This window comes from Marinobacter sp. LM1, from assembly GCF_042763285.1.
In the GTDB taxonomy this organism is placed as follows: domain Bacteria; phylum Pseudomonadota; class Gammaproteobacteria; order Pseudomonadales; family Oleiphilaceae; genus Marinobacter; species Marinobacter nauticus.
The window spans coordinates 626,668-644,838 of sequence record NZ_CP114373.1 but is presented as its reverse complement, the minus strand read 5'-3'; the positions used below and the strand labels follow the sequence as shown (position 1 = coordinate 644,838).

Sequence of the window (18,171 nt, the reverse complement as noted above, 5' to 3'; positions counted from 1 at the left end):
ATGCCAAAGCTACTGGTTCGCGCCGCTAACCAATTACAACTTTGGTATTAGATGCCGCCCCCGGTGAACGGGGGCGGAAGACGAGGACGTCAGTCGTCCTGAATGGTGAGTTTGTCGACGGAGGAAGACAGCTTGTCTGCACCCTGGGCGTCGGCACCCAGCTTGATCATCAGGCGCAGATCGTTGGCGGAATCTGCGTGCGCAAGGGCATCTTCGTAGGTGATGGAACCCTCGGCATACAGTTTGTACAGAGCCTGATCGAAGGTCTGCATGCCAGACTCGTTCGATTTTGCCATCAGCTCTTTGAGTTTGTGCACTTCGCCCTTGCGGATCAGGTCTGCCACCAGCGGGGTGTTGATCAATACCTCGATAACCGCCTTACGCCCCTTGCCGTCCGGCGTGGGAACCAGTTGCTGGGCGACGATGGCCTTCAGGTTCAGAGACAGATCCATCCAGATCTGGTTGTGCTGCTCCGGCGGAAAGAACTGGATAATCCGGTCCAGCGCCTGGTTAGCGTTGTTGGCGTGCAGGGTGGCCAGACACAGGTGGCCGGTTTCGGCGAACTGAACCGAGTATTCCATGGTCTGGCGTGTCCGCACCTCACCAATCAGAATGACATCCGGCGCCTGCCGCAGAGTGTTCTTCAGAGCCACCTCAAAGCTTTCGGTATCAATACCCACTTCCCGCTGGGTCACGATACAGCCCTGGTGTTGATGCACGAATTCGATCGGGTCTTCGATGGAGATGATATGGCCGCGACTGTTGCGGTTGCGATGGCCAAGCATGGCCGCCAGCGAGGTGGACTTACCGGTACCGGTTGCACCCACAAACATGATCAGGCCACGCTTGGTCATGGCCAGATCCTTGATGATCTCCGGCAGCGACAGATCGTCAATCTGGGGGATTTTCACCTCAATCCGGCGAAGCACCATGCCGCAAAGGTTGCGCTGGAAGAATGCCGACACCCGGAAGCGGCCAATGCCCCGGGCACTGATGGCAAAGTTGCATTCGTGGGTTTCTTCGAACTCGGCGCGCTGCTTGTCGTTCATGGCGCCGTAGACAAATTCCCGCGTCTGTTCTGGCGTCAGGGCATTCTTGGTAACGGGCAACACCTTACCGTTCACCTTCATGCTGGGGGGCACCCCTGCCGTGATAAACAGGTCTGAACCACCCTTTTCTACCATCAGCCGTAACAGTTTCTCGAATTCCATTTTTCTACCCAGTTTTCAGTATCAGAAGTTATCAGGCATCTTCGCCTTGGCCCGCGCAGCCTCGCGGGAGATCAGACCTTTCTGCAACAAGCGCTCCAGGCACTGGTCCAGCGTCTGCATACCCAGGGAACCACCGGTCTGGATGGCCGAGTACATCTGGGCAATCTTGTCTTCCCGGATCAGGTTCCGGATGGCGGCGGTGCCGATCATGATTTCGTGGGCGGCAATACGGCCGCCGCCCATTTTCTTCATCAGGGTCTGGGAGATAACCGCCTGCAGTGATTCCGACAGCATGGAGCGAACCATGGACTTTTCTTCCGCAGGGAATACATCCACTACCCGGTCGATGGTTTTCGCGGCGGAGGTGGTGTGCAGGGTGCCGAAGACCAGGTGGCCGGTTTCCGCAGCGGTCAGTGCCAGACGAATGGTTTCCAGGTCCCGGAGCTCACCTACCAGAATGATGTCCGGGTCTTCCCGCAGGGCCGAACGCAAGGCTTCGTTAAAGCCCAGGGTATCCCGATGCACTTCCCGCTGGTTCACCAGACACTTCTTGGATTCGTGCACGAATTCGATCGGGTCCTCGATGGTGAGGATGTGCTCGTAGCGGGTATCGTTGATGTAATCCATCATCGCCGCCAGGGTGGTGGACTTACCGGAACCGGTAGGCCCGGTTACCAGTACCAGACCACGAGGCACGGAAGAAATATCCTTGAAAACCTGGCCCATGCCCAGATCTTCCATGGTCAGAACTTTCGACGGGATGGTACGGAATACCGCGCCGGCGCCACGATTCTGGTTGAAGGCGTTAACCCGGAAGCGGGCCACGCCGGGAACTTCGAACGAGAAGTCGGTTTCCAGGAACTCTTCGTAGTCCTTACGCTGCTTGTCGTTCATGATGTCGTAGATCAACCCGTGCACTTCTTTGTGCTCCATGGGGGGCAGGTTGATCCGGCGTACATCGCCGTCGACACGAATCATTGGGGGCAAACCGGCAGACAGGTGCAAATCCGACGCACCCTGTTTGGCCGAAAAGGCAAGCAGTTCAGTAATATCCATAGGATTCCTCGGAGGGCTTTTTCTTTTAGTCCAGAAGCGGCAAACTCACATTATGAGCAGCATAGCAGACAACATCGGGAGCGTAACCCGACGCATACAAAAAGCAACATTGCAGGCTGGCCGGGAGCCCGGCAGCGTGCGCCTTCTGGCGGTGAGCAAGACCCGCCCGGCGGAGGATCTGAAGGCCGCTTTTGAGGCCGGCCAGGTCGCGTTTGGCGAGAACTACCTGCAGGAAGCCCTGGACAAAATGCAGGCGCTCTCCGGCATAGAGGGTATAGAGTGGCATTTCATTGGCCCGATCCAGTCCAACAAAACCCGCCAGATTGCCGAAGCCTTTGCCTGGGTTCACAGCGTGGATCGATTGAAGATCGCTCGCAGGCTCAGCGAACAACGGCCAGAGACCCTGCCGCCGCTCAACATCTGTCTGCAGGTGAACATCAACAATGAGGACAGCAAGTCCGGCTGCACGCTGGACGAGATTGATGAGCTGCTCGAGGCCATTGGCGAACTGCCCAATCTGCGCCTGCGGGGATTAATGGCAATTCCGGACCCGGACCAACCCGAGGCCGAGCTGCGGCTGAGCTTCCGGAAGCTGGCCTCCACCCTGACAAAGCTGCGGCAGGGGCATCCTGAAGCCGGCCCGCTGGACACCCTTTCCATGGGCATGTCAGATGATCTGGAAATGGCTATTGCCGAAGGTGCCACCTGGGTTCGTGTCGGTACGGCCCTGTTCGGCGCCCGCCCGGCCAAACACAGCCAGAGCTGAACGCTGCGGTTCCTGCTATCATCCGAACCAACGATTCAAACGATCAAGACCGGGAGTGAACCTTGAGCAGATCACCCACCATCTCTTTCATCGGCGCCGGCAACATGGCCAGCGCCATCATCGGCGGTATGCTGGATAGCGGATTTCAGGCCGGCGACATCTGGGTGAGCGCCCCGGATGACGGCCATCTTCAGTCGATCCGCAAGCGCTTCGGCGTCAGTGTTACCACCGACAACCGCTATTGCGCCCAGCAGGCGGACATTGTGGTGCTTGCGGTCAAACCCCAGGTGATGGGCGACGTTTGCCGGGACATTGCCCCGGTAGTTCAGAACACCCGCCCGCTGATGGTTTCCATTGCGGCCGGGCTGACGGCCGACACACTGGATACCTGGCTTGGTGGCGGGCTGCCTCTGGTTCGGGTGATGCCCAACACCCCGTCTCTGGTGGGCAAAGGGGCCGCCGGCCTGTTCGCCAACAGCCAGGTGAAAGACGATCAGAGAAATGCGGTTCAGAAAGTATTCGAGAGCATCGGCTCGGCGCTGTGGGTTGACGACGAAAACCTTCTGCACAGCGTAACCGCCCTTTCCGGCAGCGGCCCCGCTTATTTCTTCCTGATGCTGGAAGCACTTGAGTCCGCCGCGACCGAAGCCGGCATTGAGTCCGAAACGGCTCGCGCCCTCGCCATTCAGACCATGGCCGGAGCCGCCGAGATGGCCGCGCGCAGCGAGGATGACCCCGGCCAGCTCAAACGCAACGTGATGTCCCCCGGTGGCACCACTGAACGAGCCATCAACACCTTCGAGGAAGGCGGCCTGCGCGATCTGGTAAAAAAAGCCTACAGCGCCGCCTTCGAGCGCTCACGCGAGATGTCCAGAGAACTGGCCGATAAACAGTAACCGATAACGGAGACTCAGCTTCATGCTGGCAGATATTGTCATTACGATCCTGCTGATTGCGTCCACTTTCTATATGACCATCGTTTTGCTGCGGTTTCTGTTGCAGCTGGCGCGGGCGGATTTCTACAATCCCATTTCACAATTTGTGGTCAAGGCCACCAACCCGCCACTGCGTCCCCTGCGGCGTTTCATTCCGGGCTGGGGCGGCATTGACGGCGCATCCCTGGTATTGGCGGTTTTAATCCAGGCCATTACGTTCTTCCTCATTCTGGTCGCACTGAACGGCGGCATTCCCGCCATCAATCCGGTTACTCTGCTGGTTTGGGCCGTGCTGAACGTGCTCAGCCTGATCGTGAAGATCTACTTCTGGTCGGTCATTGCCGTGGTTGTGGTCAGCTGGATTGCCCCCCAGAGTGGCCACCCGGCCATTCAACTGGTGGCTCAGATCACCGAACCGGTGATGCGCCCCGTGCGCAATATCATGCCCTCCATGGGCGGCCTGGATCTTTCGCCAATCATCGTGTTCCTGATTCTGAACGTGATTACCGTGGTCATTGATCACATGAAAGTGGCGGCCGGGCTGGGCTCAATCGGGCTCGGAATGTAACACGCGTCTCGAATATACATTTCGTTACACAATACACTGATTTGTTACTATCGCCGGCTGACAATTCAACCTTATGAATTGTCAGCCTTTTTAATGAAAGATCCCGCCCCATTCCCTGAAATGCCGACTCGCGCACCCTCAAACATTAACAAAACAGGTTATTATTAAACGCATTTAATCTGGGCGAGCGATTGGCGACACGTGTTCACCATCACTGACTCACTCAGGACATACCCGGAAGTCGCGCAGAAGGATTATCCGATGAACCCGCAGGGAACTCTGTCGCAGCAGGTTGAGGCGTATCACAACTGGAAAAAGGAACTGATCCGGCAGATTGGCCGCTATCGGCTGTGGCTGCAGGATAACAACCTGTTTTCAGAAGACATCAGCACCCGTATTCGTCACGGACTGGAGCTGCTCATTGAGGATGAGCTGACCATCGCTTTTGTTGGTGAATACTCCCGTGGCAAGACGGAGCTGATCAACGCCCTGTTTTTCTCGGAATACGGCCAGCGCATGCTGCCATCCCAGGCCGGGCGCACCACCATGTGTCCGACCGAGCTGTTTTTTGATCGCAGCGCCAACCAGAACTATCTGCTTTTGCTCCCGATCGAAACCCGCACAGGCGATCTGTCTCTGCAACAGCTGCGCAAGAAGCCGGAACAGTGGATTCGGCATGAGCTCGACGAGCGCAATCCGGACGTCATGCGCGAAGTGCTGGCGGAAGTTGCCCGGATCAAGAGCGTGAGCCCGGAAGAGGCCCGGGAGCTGGGCTTCGACGAGGCCATGCTGGAACACGATCGCAATAATCCCGGTAATGTGCTGGTACCGGCCTGGCGTAATGCCCAGATCAGCATTCGCCACCCCCTGTTCGAGCGCGGCCTGCGCATTCTTGATACTCCGGGCCTGAACGCCCTTGGCTCGGAACCCGAACTGACCATCAGCATGCTGCCCCGGGCCCATGCCGTTATCTTTGTGCTCAGCGCGGATACTGGCGTCACAGCCAGTGACATGACGATCTGGAAAGAGCATATCGATACCGAGCACGCCGACCACCGGGCCGGCCGGTTTGCAGTTCTCAACAAGATCGACGTTCTATGGGACGACCTTCAGGGCGAGAAGCACACCCAGGAATCCATTGACCGTGTTCGCAACTACACCGCGGACCATCTGGGCATCCGCCAGCAGGACGTTATTCCTCTCTCTGCAAAACAGGGATTGCTGGCACGGGTTCGCAAAGACAACAGCCTGTTCGACCGCTCCAACATCGGTAAGCTGGAGCAGCTGATCATTCAGCGCATCCTGATGCATAAGGAGCAGCTGATTACCCAGAACCTGATCAACGACTTGCTGGGAATGCTACAGAACAGCCAGGCGGCCATGCAGTACCGCCTGGATGCCCTGGAAGAAGAACGCCAGGCCTGCGCCGGCGCCACCCTCGACAAAGCCGCACTGTCCCGGCTCGCGGAACGGGCCCAGAAGGATTATGACTTCTACTACAAGAAGCTGATCACTCTGCGTTCATCGCGCCGGCTGATGGAATCCCAGGGTGACATGCTCACCAAGCTGGTCAGCGAAGATCGCTTTGAGCAGCACGCCAGCCAGGTACGGAAAATGATGTCGAAAAGCTGGACCACGGCCGGCATGAACCGGGCCATGGAACACTTTTTCGAACTCCTGGAGAGCGACCTCACTAACCTGCTGAGCGAAGGGCGGCTCGCGGAGAAAATGGTAGGCGCCATCTATCGCAGATACAACGAAGACACCCGCGCCCGGCACCTGGAGCCCATTCCGCTACGGGCCGGCCGGCATGTGATTGCCATTCGCGAATTGCGCAAGAAAGCCCGACGTTTCCGCAATAACCCGAAGAATCTGCTGTCGGAACAGTCAACGGTGGTCCGCCGCTTCTTCAATGTGATGGTGAGCGAGGCCCGCACGCTGCATAGCCGGGTGCGCAAAGATGTAGAGCGCTGGCCACACGAAGCCCTGCTGCCAATCATGCAGTTCTCCATGGAACAGAAACAGCTGCTTGAGCACCAGATCCGCCGCCTGCGCGACATGGTTCGCACCGATCGGGACAGCCGGGCCGAACGCCAGCGTCTGGATCATGCCACGGCAGACCTCCGCAAGCAGCTGGAACTGGCCGACGCCATGATGCGCCAGATTCGCAAGCCGGCGCCCACGATGATCCAGCAAAAAGTCGTCAATATTTCCGGCGCCATGTAACCAGGCACTGGCGAGCCGCACTACTTTGGTGCGACTCGCCAGACAGGCACCCTAAACGCCGGTTGCAGCAACCTCCCCCCGCCTTTAAACTGCAGTGCTGGCGCCAGTTCCGGAGCCAACCAAGGCCTGTGGCCAGACACCAGTGGACCGAACCAGGAACTCATCACACCCATGCCTGATTCCCTGCCCTCGGATTCCGTGGGCCTTGTAAGCCCGAAGACCATCCACTTCGACAAGCCGTTGGAGCTGGCCTGCGGCCAGACGCTGGAAAGCTACGATCTGGTGGTGGAAACCTATGGCAAACTCAACGCCGATGCCAGCAATGCGGTACTGATCTGCCACGCACTCAGCGGCCATCACCATGCCGCTGGCTACCACTCGCTGGACGACCGCAAGCCGGGCTGGTGGGACAGCTGTATCGGCCCCGGCAAGCCCATTGATACCAATCGGTTTTTCGTGGTCAGCCTGAACAATCTCGGTGGCTGCCACGGCAGCACCGGCCCCAACTCCAACAACCCGGAAACCGGCAAACCCTATGGTCCGGATTTCCCGGTCGTTACCGTGGCTGACTGGGTCGCCAGCCAGGCCCGACTGGCGGATCATCTGGGCATTCAGCAATGGGCCGCTGTGGTTGGCGGCTCCCTCGGAGGCATGCAGGCCCTGCAGTGGAGCCTGGACTACCCGGACCGGCTAAGGCATTCCGTGGTCATCGCCTCGACTCCACGCCTGACCGCACAGAACATCGCCTTCAACGAAGTCGCACGGCAAGCCATCACTTCGGACCGGGAATTTTTCGAAGGCCGCTATTACGACGAGAATCTGGTGCCGAAGCGCGGCCTGATGCTGGCCCGGATGGTTGGCCACATCACCTATCTTTCAGACGCCTCCATGGGCGAAAAATTTGGCCGTGAACTGCGTGAGGAAGCCTACAAATTCGGATTCGACGCCGAGTTCCAGGTGGAAAGCTACCTGCGCTACCAGGGTGAGCGTTTTTCCGAAACCTTCGACGCCAACACCTATCTGTTGATGACCCGGGCGTTGGATTACTTCGATCCCGCCTACGACTTCGGCGGCGATCTGTCCAAGGCACTGGCGCCGGCACAATGTGAATACCTGGTACTGTCCTTCAGCACCGACTGGCGATTCTCGCCGGCGCGCTCCGAGGAAATGGTCAATGCCATGATTTCGGCCAGAAAGCGCGTAAGCTATGCCGAAATTGATGCACCCTGGGGCCACGATGCCTTCCTGATCCCGACCCCCAGATACACCGACATCTTTACTGCGTATATGGACCGGGTAGCTCGGGAGGTCGGCGCATGAGAGCAGATCTTGAAATTATTCAACAATGGGTGCGCCCGGGCCACCACATCCTCGACCTGGGTTGCGGCGACGGCACCCTGCTGGATTTCCTGCAACGGGAGCGCAATGCCACCGGATTTGGCCTTGAGATCAACCCGGACCACATCACCACCTGTATGGGCCGCGGCGTACGGGTGATCGAGCAGAACCTGGATACCCAGGGCCTCGACAACTTCGATGATGGCATGTTCGATATTGTCCTGATGACTCAGGCCCTGCAGGCGGTACGCCGCCCCGACAAAGTCATTGATGAAATGCTGAGGGTGGGTCGCGAAGGCATCGTCACCTTCCCCAACTTTGCCCACTGGCGACTGCGCTGGGGCCTGGCGCTGAGCGGCCGAATGCCCGAATCCGATGCACTGCCGTATAAATGGTATAACACCCCCAATATCCGCCTCTGCACTTTCAAGGATTTTGAAGCGCTGTGCCGGCAGAAAGGCATCAAGATCAAAAGCCGCCGGGTAGTGGACGGGCAGCATCAGAACAGCTGGCTGGCGCGGCTCTGGCCCAATCTGTTGGGGGAAATCGCCATATACCGCATCACACGGGAGAGCACATGATGAACCTTCTGACTGCAAGCAAGACACTGTTTCTGGCATTCGGGCTCATGCTGGTATCGATCACCAGCCAGGCCGGACAAAAGGATTTCGGAGAATATCAGGTGCACTGGAGCGTGCTCCCCAGCACCTTCCTGGCGCCGGAAGTGGCACAGGCCAACAATCTGCAACGCAGCCGGGGGATCGGCATCGTTAACATCTCGATCATGACCGAAGACGAGCACGGCCAGATCCAGCCCGTCAGTGGGCAGGTGGAAGGCCAGGTCTCCAACGATATCCAGCAGGTGAACTTTCTGGCGTTCCGGCGCATTCAGGAAGGTGATGCCGTGTACTTCATTGCCCAGTACCAGTATCAATCCGGAGATCTGATGACGTTCAACGTCACGGCGCGCCCCAGCGGCCACCAGGAAGACCTTCCGATCCGTTTTTCTCACACCCTGTTCAACGACTGACACCATGGCCCGCAAACTCGTCATCGCCAGCAACAACAAGGGCAAGATCGCCGAACTGACTGATCTGCTCGCGCCACTTGGCTTGCAGCCGGTCGCCCAGGGTGAGCTTGGGGTATCAGAGGCCGAAGAACCGGCCGTTACCTTCGTTGAGAATGCTATTATCAAAGCCCGCCATGCAGCGAGAGTCACTGGCCTGCCTGCGCTGGCCGACGACAGTGGCCTGGCCGTGGATGCCCTGGACGGCCGCCCGGGCGTTCGCTCCGCCCGCTTTGCCGGCGAAGAGGCAACCGACAATGATAATGTCGAGGCGTTGCTCGCAGCGTTGAAAGACACGCCAGAAGCAGAGCGCAGCGCTCAGTTTCACTGCGTTCTGGTTTATCTCCGCCATGCCGACGATCCCACGCCGATCATCTGCCATGGTCGCTGGCCAGGCCGCATTCTTGCCGAGCCGCGCGGGCAAGGCGGCTTCGGTTACGACCCGGTCTTTCTGGTACCGGAGCATGGATGCAGCGCTGCCGAGCTGACACGGGAGCAGAAAGGCAGGATCAGCCATCGGGGACGGGCTCTGGCCAGCCTTCTGGACCAACTCAGGGCGGAGCTTTAATACTGTGACCGCCACCCTGCCCGTGGCGGTCTGCCCGCCCCTGAGTCTGTACATTCACGTTCCCTGGTGCGTGCGCAAATGCCCGTACTGCGACTTCAACTCCCACGCTGTCAAGGGAGAGATTCCCGAACACGCCTACCTGAACGCCCTTCTGGAAGACCTCGGTCAGGATCTGAGCCTGGTACGGGAACGCCCCATTGAAACCGTATTCATCGGTGGCGGAACCCCGTCCCTGATGAGCGGCTCGTTCTACCACCGCCTGTTCGAGCGGCTCCGGAAACGGCTAACATTCAGCCCGGAGGCCGAAATCACCCTGGAGGCCAATCCCGGCACGCTGGAGACTGGTCGATTCGAGAGCTTCCGGGAGGCAGGCATCAATCGGCTGTCCATCGGTGTTCAAAGCTTTGATCCGGCGCAACTGAAAACCCTGGGCCGGATTCACGACAGCGCTTCGGCCCACAGCGCCATTGAAGCCGCCCGCAAGGCCGGTTTTGATAACTTCAATGTCGATTTGATGCATGGCCTGCCCGGCCAGACACCGACTCAGGCTCTGGATGATTTACAGGCAGCGTTGAGCTACCAGCCCCGGCACCTGTCCTGGTATCAGCTCACCATCGAGCCCAACACCGAGTTTTTCTCCCGACCACCCGCCCTGCCGGACGATGACCGGCTATGGGAAATATACCAGCGCGGGGGAGCCCTGCTGCGCCAGGCGGGCCTGGACGACTATGAAGTCTCCGCCTGGTGCCTGCCGGGCGCCCAGAGCCGGCATAACCTGAATTACTGGACCTTCGGTGATTATCTGGCCCTTGGGGCAGGCGGCCATGGCAAGGTGAGCCTTGCCGACGGGCGCATCCTGCGATACTGGAAGACCCGGCAACCCGACGCGTATCTCAACCGGATCGGCTCCCGCACCGCTGGCAGTGAAGCCATAGAGCCGGAAGACCGGCCCCTGGAATTCATGATGAATGCGTTGAGACTAAAAAGCGGCACCGACGAAAGACTGTACGGTGAGCGTACAGGTTTACCGCTGTCGTCCATTGCGGTAAAACTTGAACAGTTACGAAATGAAAACCTGATCGTCCCCGACCGTCTGCAGGCGACGGCAAAGGGGCAAAGATACCTGAACAGCCTGCTGGAGCACTTTCTCTGATGGACTCAGCCCAGCGCCCACCGCTTATTCCCATGCGCCCGATGAAGCTGCCCATGAAAGTTTCCCTGGTGGCTGCACTGGCACTGTGGCTGGTTCTGGTGGCGCTGAACCAGCCACTGCATACGGCCGCCGCGCCTCAGGGGATTGTCAGTTTACAGCTGGCCGGTACCGCCGAGCAGACTCACGCCATTCTGCGCAGCTGGCGGGACGGCAATCTCGCCATGGCACGGCTATCACTGTGGCTCGACTTTGTGTTCATCGTGGTCTACCTGGCCGCGCTGCTTCAATTAACCCGCCACTTCACGCGGGACAGACCGGGTATCCGGGAACGGATGGTCGCCCGCTGGGTGCGCGCCCTGTTTGTCATCGCAGGCATCAGCGATGTAGCGGAAAACATTGTTCTGCTCAATAACTTCAATCCGCCTTCAGATTCCCTGAGCCTGACCGCCACCATTCTGGCGCTGGTGAAATTCACCGGCCTGATACTTGGCATGGCGGGCCTGGTGGTCATCCGCGCTTCCCGCCGCAGGCCCCTGACTCACTCCCACTGAACTCAGTTGGTGCGATAAAACAACAAATCCCATACTCCGTGGCCAAGATTTTCGCCACGCTTCTCGAACTTGGTGATCGGGCGGTCATCAGGCTTGGGCGAATAACCACCCTGCTCCTGGGTATTGGCAAAGCCTTCTGACGCGCTCATCACTTCCAGCATGTGCTCAGCGTAGTTCTCCCAGTCAGTAGCCAGGTGCAGAATACCGCCCACCCGCAGCTTATGGCGGATGCGCTGAACAAATTCCGGCTGGATCAAGCGGCGCTTGTGATGCTTTTTCTTGTGCCAAGGGTCCGGGAAGAACACCATCACCCGGTCCAGGCAGGCATCCGGCAGACACAGGTCAATCACATCATTGGCATCAATGCTGTAAACCCGCACGTTCTCAAGACCACGCGATTCCACTTCTTTCAACAAAGCGCCGACGCCCGGCAGGTGTACTTCCACCCCGATAAAATCCTGCTCGGGTGCCGCTTCGGCCATATCGGCAAGGGATTTGCCCATCCCGAAACCGATCTCCAGGTTGAGCATGTTATCGCGGCCAAACACCTCACGGGGGTCGATCATGCCATTGTCACGGCTCAGTCCGTACTTGGCCCAGTTGCGATCGAAGGCCTTCTTCTGACCTTCGGTCATCCGCCCCTGGCGCAGTACAAAGCTGCGAACACCGCGGCGTGTGGTGACCGGATTCGTATCCTGAGTCTCGTTCTGGTCAGTCATTCTGTGTCCTCAAGCTTCAAAGCGGATCTCGTGGAATAAACCTGGCACACAGTTTACCAGAGTCAGTAGCTTCAGGCGGAGACAACCGACCCCTGGCCAGTCTGACGGTCGAGTTGGCGGTAACCCAGCGCCTCCATCAGGTGCGACTGGCTCAGGTGTTCAGCACCCTCCAGATCCGCCAGGGTGCGGGCCAGTCGTAATATTCGATGGAGCGCCCGGGCCGACAACCCCAGTCGCTCCATGGCCCGGGTCAACAACCGCTCACTGGCCGCATCCAGCCGGCAAGCCTGATCCAGCAACGCTCCCGAGAGGCCCGAGTTGAGCATCCCACGAGCCTTCTGCCGGGCCCTGGCAGCCAGAACCCTGGCCCTGACACTGGCGCTACTCTCACCGGACGCCCCGGAACCGAGCAAGACCTCTCCGGACTGCACTGGAACCTCCACATGCAGATCGAACCGATCCAGCAACGGCCCCGAGATCTTTGCCCGATAACGCATCACCTGTGCCGGCGTGCACTGGCACTCGATATTGGGGTGACCACTGTAACCACATGGGCATGGGTTCATGGCGGCCACGACCTGAAATCGCGCTGGGAAAGTGACCTGCCGCGCCGCCCGGCTGATGGAGATTTCGCCAGTTTCCATAGGTTCCCGCAGCACTTCCAGGACCCGCCGTTCAAACTCCGGCAGTTCATCCAGAAACAACACCCCCCGGTGCGCCAGAGAGATCTCACCCGGGCGAGGACTGCTGCCACTGTCATATACTGTAAAAAGTGAGACAGTGGCAACGAGGAATCATGACGTTAGCCTGCAAAAAACACATTTTAATGAGACAATATTTTTTGAATTGGTGAGACGAGGCCGAGATGAACGGAAATAGCCGAGACAGTCTTCAGGTCAGGGAATCTGTAAGGAAAATCGGGACTACACGTCGAAGCGTCTCAGGCACTTATATGTTCCGAGGCGAAACTCCCATCCAGTTCGAATCAACTCTGGAGCGCGACTTCCTGATAAGAAAGGCCTTTTCTCGAAGCGTGCTTAATGTGGTTTCCCAGCCAATCCGCATTCCATTCCAGACGAGGGATGGTCGCAACTTCCACTACACTCCCGATTTCCTTGTCTATTATCGCCTCGGATCACGTGACTATCTCGATTATCCACTCCCAATGCTGGTGGAGGTAAAGCCGGAGAGCGAGTGGCAGGCCCGGTGGCGAGACTGGCTGCCGAAATGGAAAGCTGCTTACCGATATGCACGAGAGCAAGGGTGGCTATTTAAGATTCATGATGAGTCCCGAATTCGGGATCAGGCTCTGCGAAATATCAAGTTTCTAGAGCGCTTCAGTCGCATGTCTTTCCCGGAAACCGAAACTGGCGACCTGATCCAAAACCTTAGCGAAATGGGTAGCGCCCCTGTCCATTATCTCCTGAGCAGACATTATCCCGGAATTTACCGCCCCCAAGGGTTGGCCCATATCTGGCACTTACTTTCGACCCACAAACTTGAGTGCGATATGAGCCGACTGCTTAACGACACAACAACTGTATGGGTGACTGCTGATGAGTGAAGAGCATAATTACGAGCCCTCTAATGAAGCCCTTGAACCGATTCGGCAGCGAATCAGCGTGAACGTCGGCAACTACCTTCAACATGGTGATGACGTATATAAAATCACTCAAGTGCTGGATTATGACTCTGCCATTGGGATTAATGTGGCGACAGGACGATCCTCACAGCTGCGCATTAAAGAGCTTCGCCCAGCCAACAACGCCGGCGAGGAAAGCGATCACACCTATCAGGATTTGGAGGAGATCGCAGACTCCGATTGGGCAGAGGCTGAAAAACGGTATTCGGCGATCAAGCCACTGGTGAACGAACTTAGCCCGGGGCGAGCGGTTGTCGCGGAGCGCGCACAAGAGGTTGGCGTTGGCACCGCGACTTTATATCGCTGGCTCAATCGCTTCAAAAGTATGGGAGTGGTGTCTGCGCTGATTCCCCAACAGCGAGGCTGGAAAGCCGGCAAGGGACGAATTTCTGGCTTGGCCGAGAGGGTTATTCAAGAAGTCGTCGACGAGGTATACCTGACACCCCAGCGCCCGACTGATCAGACCGTCGTATTAGAGGTCAAACGTCGATGCCATGAGCGGGGTCTGAAGGCTCCTAGTGCTACTGCGGTCCGTTCCAGACTCGCGAAAATCCCGGAGCGGATCAGAATGCGAAAGAGAGGGTACCGTGAAAAAGCCCGCAACCAATTTCAGGCGACTCCGGGTCGCTTCCCAAATGCGGACTACCCCTTGGCTTATGTTCAGATTGACCATACTCCCGTAGACATCATCTTGGTAGACGACGACCTACGGCTGCCGGCCGGCCGCCCCTGGATTACGGTCGCAATTGATGTGTTTAGTCGCATGGTCACCGGGTATTACCTTTCATATGATCCTCCCTCCACAACGTCTGTAGCGATGTGCATGGCGCACTCAATTTTGCCTAAAGACGATTGGTTAACCCTGCATGGAGTTAAAGCGGATTGGCCTGTTTACGGGATCCCATCAACGGTTCATGTCGATAACGGAGCCGATTTTCGCTCTGAGACGTTCCGGAAATCTTGCCAGATGTATGGCATCAACCTGGAATATCGCCCGGTAAGAGCGCCACGATATGGTGGTCACATTGAGCGGCTTCTTGGCAACTTCATGAAAAAGGTACATGAACTGCCAGGCACTACGTTTTCATCGGTTCCGGAAAGAGATGAATACGACTCAGAAAAGCATGCAACCATGACACGATCGGAGTTCGAGAAGTGGTTGGTAACTCTGATCACCCGCTACTACCATAATGACCGCCACAGCGGATTGGGCATCCCACCAATAAAACAATGGGAAATTGGCATCTTCGGGGACAAATTCACTCCAGGTATAGGTATCCCACCCCAGCCAGGAGACAAGACGACACTATTGCTAAACTTTCTACCCGCATTCCGGCGGACTGTGCAAAGCTTCGGGGTAACCGTTGAGGGGATGCATTACTACGACGAAGCGTTGCGGCCGTGGATAAACGCCAAGGACCCAGACAACTCAAAGAAAAAACGTCAGCTGGTTTTTCGCAGGGATCCTCGCGACATCAGTTACCTCTGGTTTTTTGATCCCGATCTAAAGCAGTATTTCAAAATACCCTTCGCGAACCTGTCTTTACCGCCAATGAGCGTGTGGGAACTGCGACAAGCAAAAGAAAAATTAAAAGCTGAGGGAAAAACATCGTACAACGAACACCTGGTACTGGAAGCGATTACAGATCTTCGGAATCAGGTAGACGACGCCAAGCACAGAACCAAAAAAGCTCGCCGGCAGGCGCAGCGCCGCAAAGAGCATGAACGAAAAATCAGTCCCGCTGAACCGATCCATTCCGAAGCACCCAAATCGGCTGTTAACGAATCCTGGGATGATGATCTTCTTGACGACTCAGCTGAAATTCGTGGCTTTGGAGATATTTCATGAGCGAACAACTCTATGATCATATCCACCCCGAATTCAGGCATATAGCCTGCCTGAGCATGGAGGAACGACTTGAGTTCCTCGACCAACCTCGGTGGATAGGTTATCAGGCAGCACAACAGATCCTGGACACCCTTCAAGGACTGATGAGGAAGCCAAAACAACCGCGAATGCCAAACCTGTTAATCGTGGGCGACTCGAATCAGGGAAAAACAACACTGATTCGGCGTTTTTACGAACTGTGTGGCACTCCCTACATCAATGACGAAGCAGATCCGATCAAACCGGTCATTGTTGCAGAAGCATCATCTAACGCCGATGAAAAACGACTCTACTGTTCGATACTGGAACGATTCCATGCCCCTTACCGTCCGACTGACCCCACGACAAAACTTCTGTATCAAGTCATTCACCTTCTCAGGGAATGCCGGGTAAGAATACTGGCCATTGATGAATTCCATTCACTACTGACCGGTTCCGCTATAAAGCAACGAGAGGTGATGAATGCGATCAAGATGCTCTGCAATGAGTTGGCTATACCTATCGTAGGCATCGGGACACGAGACGCGGTGAGAGTTCTCCATACCGACCCTCAGCATGCCAGCCGATTCGATGTTGTAGAGCTTCCACGCTGGGAGCTCAATAAACAGTTCCAAAGCTTGCTCGTAGACTTTGAGGCCGTTTTGCCTCTCAGAAATCCCTCCAAGCTTCACCAGCGAGAGCTCGCAAAGCTCCTATATTCAATTTCTGAAGGCAATCTTGGTAACCTGCGCCGGCTCGTCAATCAGTGTGCCGAAGACGCCATACGGAGTGGGCAGGAGCAGATCACAGAAGAGATCATCAGGAAGAATAAATGGCTGCAGCCTACACGTGGCATTCGGGAAGTCATGCTCTAAAGGCACAATGGCCCGTACCAACTCCGATTTTACCGGACGAGATTTTATCGTCCTGGCTGGTTCGCACGGCTCTTAGGCAGGGGTGCAGTCCAATGACCCTCGCTGCGACGATCTGGCCCGGGTGGAGAATGTGGACGATAGACACGGACCGTTCCCTGTCCTTTGATCGGCTCAGGATTCTTTCGATGCGTTCTGGTATTGATCCGGACGCGATCCGGGCCGCTACACTCCATCCGACAATTAGCAAAATTCAGCAGAACCCCTTAACTAACAAAGCCACTTGGCCCTGGGCGTTGACCATTGGCGCTCGTAACGTCAAACGTCGAAGTGGCTTACAGTATTGCCCTCTTTGCCTGGCCGAGGACGCCTCACCGTATTTTCGACTCAACTGGCGTTTTGCCTGGCACACTGGATGCCAACGACATCAATGCACGCTGCTAGATCGATGCTGGAACTGCCAGTCTCCAATCGAACCCCATCGTCTGACAGAGCTCGCACCTAATGCAACTACATGCCCAACTTGCGGTGAACTTCTTGCTGATGCGTTAACGGAAGGAATTGATCCCTACGCAGCTGCACTCCAACAAGCTACTGACCAGGCACTTGTGACAGGATTCTTTAGGCAACCAATTGCAGAAGGAACTGTCTTCGACTGGTTTCAACTGTTGAACTTTTTCGTGTCGCTGATTCGTCGGTCTGCCTGTACGAACACTGATACCCAGTCACACCTGTTTCAGCTCCTCGACATTGATGTACCGGATGGCTTCCCTCTCCATTCCGGCACCAATACAGAGTGGCTCCCCATAGCTTCCCGGCAAGCGCTCCTGAGAACCGTTTGGAGCTTCATCACCGTCAGTCAGGAGGACTTCAAGTCAAAACTGATCGAATCCGGCATATCGAAGCAAGGTCTTACAGAAGACATAGATTCCGTGCCGCCCGCTATTCAGGATCTTCTTCACCAACTGCCGGATGCGAAGCGTAAGCCGAGGAAAACGGCGACTACGCGCAAGCCTGGACCTCGACCTCGCAGAGAGGTGGAGCGGATGATGGCCCGACTCCAGCGTAAGCTGGAAATGAGGCAACGATGACTGCTCCCAAAAAACGACCGCGCCAAACCGAGTGTGACGAATGCGGGAAGCGTCCCGTCACAATTCATCGGATCTATCATGGTCATCGCTACTGCGGCACTTGCTACGCCCGGGTTTTCGTCAGATCTGACTGTCCAAAATGTCAAAATCCCGCACGCTTGCCTCGCACTCACCCAGAAGCTATTTGCCAGCCCTGCGAGAGAAACAAGCCATGTATTCGGTGCGGCAAAACTCGTTATCGAACTGGTCGGATTTCACAGTACGGGCCAGTCTGTAATGCGTGTTCAGTTTACTTTCGTGTCCAAGAGCCCTGTGAAGCCTGCGGCACTCTTTCCAGGCGATTGAGTCGGATTACCGGAGTACACGGAGGAAAACGTATTTGTCCTGCTTGCGCCGGTACCTTTCGCGGCACCTGTGCCGCTTGTCGACGCAATCGTCAGCTTTTTGAGGGGCCGGCCGAGCAGCAACTTTGCAGAAAATGCCTCACGCACGGCTATCTTGAGTGCCCTAGCTGCAAAAAAACGATGCCTGCAGGATATGGC

General features: G+C 56.9%; 17 protein-coding genes and 1 pseudogene. 14 read left to right on the top strand and 4 right to left on the bottom strand.

Annotation, left to right across the window (positions count from 1 at the left end; genetic code table 11):
* Positions 1-89: 89 nt before the first annotated feature.
* Both OZ656_RS02950 and OZ656_RS02945 read right to left on the bottom strand, forming a co-directional pair.
* Positions 90-1,211, bottom strand: a complete 1,122-nt coding sequence (locus OZ656_RS02950) for a PilT/PilU family type 4a pilus ATPase (RefSeq protein ID WP_011784083.1) — start codon at positions 1,209-1,211, stop codon at positions 90-92.
* A gap of 21 nt (positions 1,212-1,232) precedes the next feature.
* Positions 1,233-2,267, bottom strand: coding sequence for a type IV pilus twitching motility protein PilT (locus OZ656_RS02945; protein WP_011784082.1), 1,035 nt, complete (start codon positions 2,265-2,267; stop codon positions 1,233-1,235).
* A 52-nt stretch (positions 2,268-2,319) separates the two neighbouring features.
* Between OZ656_RS02945 and OZ656_RS02940 the strand changes: the two genes are divergently transcribed.
* From OZ656_RS02940 to OZ656_RS02895, 10 genes are all read left to right on the top strand, one after another.
* Positions 2,320-3,033, top strand: a complete 714-nt coding sequence (locus tag OZ656_RS02940) for a YggS family pyridoxal phosphate-dependent enzyme (protein ID WP_278350755.1) — start codon at positions 2,320-2,322, stop codon at positions 3,031-3,033.
* A gap of 62 nt (positions 3,034-3,095) precedes the next feature.
* Positions 3,096-3,929, top strand: coding sequence for a pyrroline-5-carboxylate reductase (proC, locus tag OZ656_RS02935; protein ID WP_113879490.1), 834 nt, complete (start codon positions 3,096-3,098; stop codon positions 3,927-3,929).
* A 22-nt stretch (positions 3,930-3,951) separates the two neighbouring features.
* Positions 3,952-4,536, top strand: a complete 585-nt coding sequence (locus OZ656_RS02930) for a YggT family protein (protein ID WP_011784079.1) — start codon at positions 3,952-3,954, stop codon at positions 4,534-4,536.
* 261 nt (positions 4,537-4,797) lie between these two features.
* Entirely contained in the window at positions 4,798-6,762 is a 1,965-nt protein-coding gene (locus tag OZ656_RS02925; protein ID WP_278350756.1) for a dynamin family protein, read from the top strand.
* Between the two features lie 171 nt (positions 6,763-6,933).
* Complete coding sequence (locus OZ656_RS02920) at positions 6,934-8,082, top strand: homoserine O-acetyltransferase (protein ID WP_121208266.1); 1,149 nt, start codon at positions 6,934-6,936, stop codon at positions 8,080-8,082.
* On the top strand, positions 8,079-8,681 hold the full coding sequence (metW, locus tag OZ656_RS02915; protein WP_011784076.1) for a methionine biosynthesis protein MetW: 603 nt from the start codon (positions 8,079-8,081) through the stop codon (positions 8,679-8,681). The genes OZ656_RS02920 and metW overlap by 4 nt, the downstream gene beginning before the upstream one ends.
* Positions 8,678-9,130, top strand: coding sequence for a DUF4426 domain-containing protein (locus tag OZ656_RS02910; protein WP_011784075.1), 453 nt, complete (start codon positions 8,678-8,680; stop codon positions 9,128-9,130). The genes metW and OZ656_RS02910 overlap by 4 nt, the downstream gene beginning before the upstream one ends.
* 4 nt (positions 9,131-9,134) lie before the next feature.
* Positions 9,135-9,734 carry an RdgB/HAM1 family non-canonical purine NTP pyrophosphatase gene (rdgB, locus tag OZ656_RS02905; RefSeq protein ID WP_011784074.1) on the top strand — a complete coding sequence of 200 codons (600 nt, stop codon included), beginning with the start codon at positions 9,135-9,137 and terminating at the stop codon, positions 9,732-9,734.
* Positions 9,735-9,738: 4 nt separating this feature from the next.
* Positions 9,739-10,887 carry a radical SAM family heme chaperone HemW gene (gene hemW, locus OZ656_RS02900; protein ID WP_278350757.1) on the top strand — a complete coding sequence of 383 codons (1,149 nt, stop codon included), beginning with the start codon at positions 9,739-9,741 and terminating at the stop codon, positions 10,885-10,887.
* A complete protein-coding gene (locus OZ656_RS02895; protein WP_014420389.1) occupies positions 10,887-11,438 on the top strand; it encodes a hypothetical protein in 552 nt (183 codons plus the stop codon). The genes hemW and OZ656_RS02895 overlap by 1 nt, the downstream gene beginning before the upstream one ends.
* A gap of 2 nt (positions 11,439-11,440) precedes the next feature.
* Here OZ656_RS02895 and trmB read toward each other — a convergent pair whose 3' ends face one another.
* Both trmB and OZ656_RS02885 read right to left on the bottom strand, forming a co-directional pair.
* Complete coding sequence (gene trmB / locus OZ656_RS02890; RefSeq protein WP_014420388.1) at positions 11,441-12,157, bottom strand: tRNA (guanosine(46)-N7)-methyltransferase TrmB; 717 nt, start codon at positions 12,155-12,157, stop codon at positions 11,441-11,443.
* 71 nt (positions 12,158-12,228) lie between these two features.
* A pseudogene (locus OZ656_RS02885) lies at positions 12,229-12,912 on the bottom strand (ATP-binding protein); the annotation flags it as partial.
* Between the two features lie 197 nt (positions 12,913-13,109).
* Here OZ656_RS02885 and OZ656_RS02880 point away from each other — a divergent pair.
* Genes OZ656_RS02880 through OZ656_RS02865 form a run of 4 tightly spaced genes read left to right on the top strand, consistent with a single transcriptional unit; the run spans position 13,110 to position 17,629 of the window.
* Positions 13,110-13,721: a TnsA endonuclease N-terminal domain-containing protein gene (locus OZ656_RS02880; RefSeq protein WP_278350758.1), complete on the top strand. Its 612-nt coding sequence runs from the start codon at positions 13,110-13,112 to the stop codon at positions 13,719-13,721.
* The gene (locus OZ656_RS02875) at positions 13,714-15,648 is read left to right on the top strand and encodes a Mu transposase C-terminal domain-containing protein (protein ID WP_278350759.1); all 1,935 of its coding nucleotides are present in this window, start codon (positions 13,714-13,716) and stop codon (positions 15,646-15,648) included. The genes OZ656_RS02880 and OZ656_RS02875 overlap by 8 nt, the downstream gene beginning before the upstream one ends.
* The gene (locus tag OZ656_RS02870; protein ID WP_094625215.1) at positions 15,645-16,541 is read left to right on the top strand and encodes a TniB family NTP-binding protein; all 897 of its coding nucleotides are present in this window, start codon (positions 15,645-15,647) and stop codon (positions 16,539-16,541) included. The genes OZ656_RS02875 and OZ656_RS02870 overlap by 4 nt, the downstream gene beginning before the upstream one ends.
* On the top strand, positions 16,499-17,629 hold the full coding sequence (locus OZ656_RS02865; RefSeq protein WP_278350760.1) for a TniQ family protein: 1,131 nt from the start codon (positions 16,499-16,501) through the stop codon (positions 17,627-17,629). The genes OZ656_RS02870 and OZ656_RS02865 overlap by 43 nt, the downstream gene beginning before the upstream one ends.
* Positions 17,630-18,171: the final 542 nt, after the last annotated feature.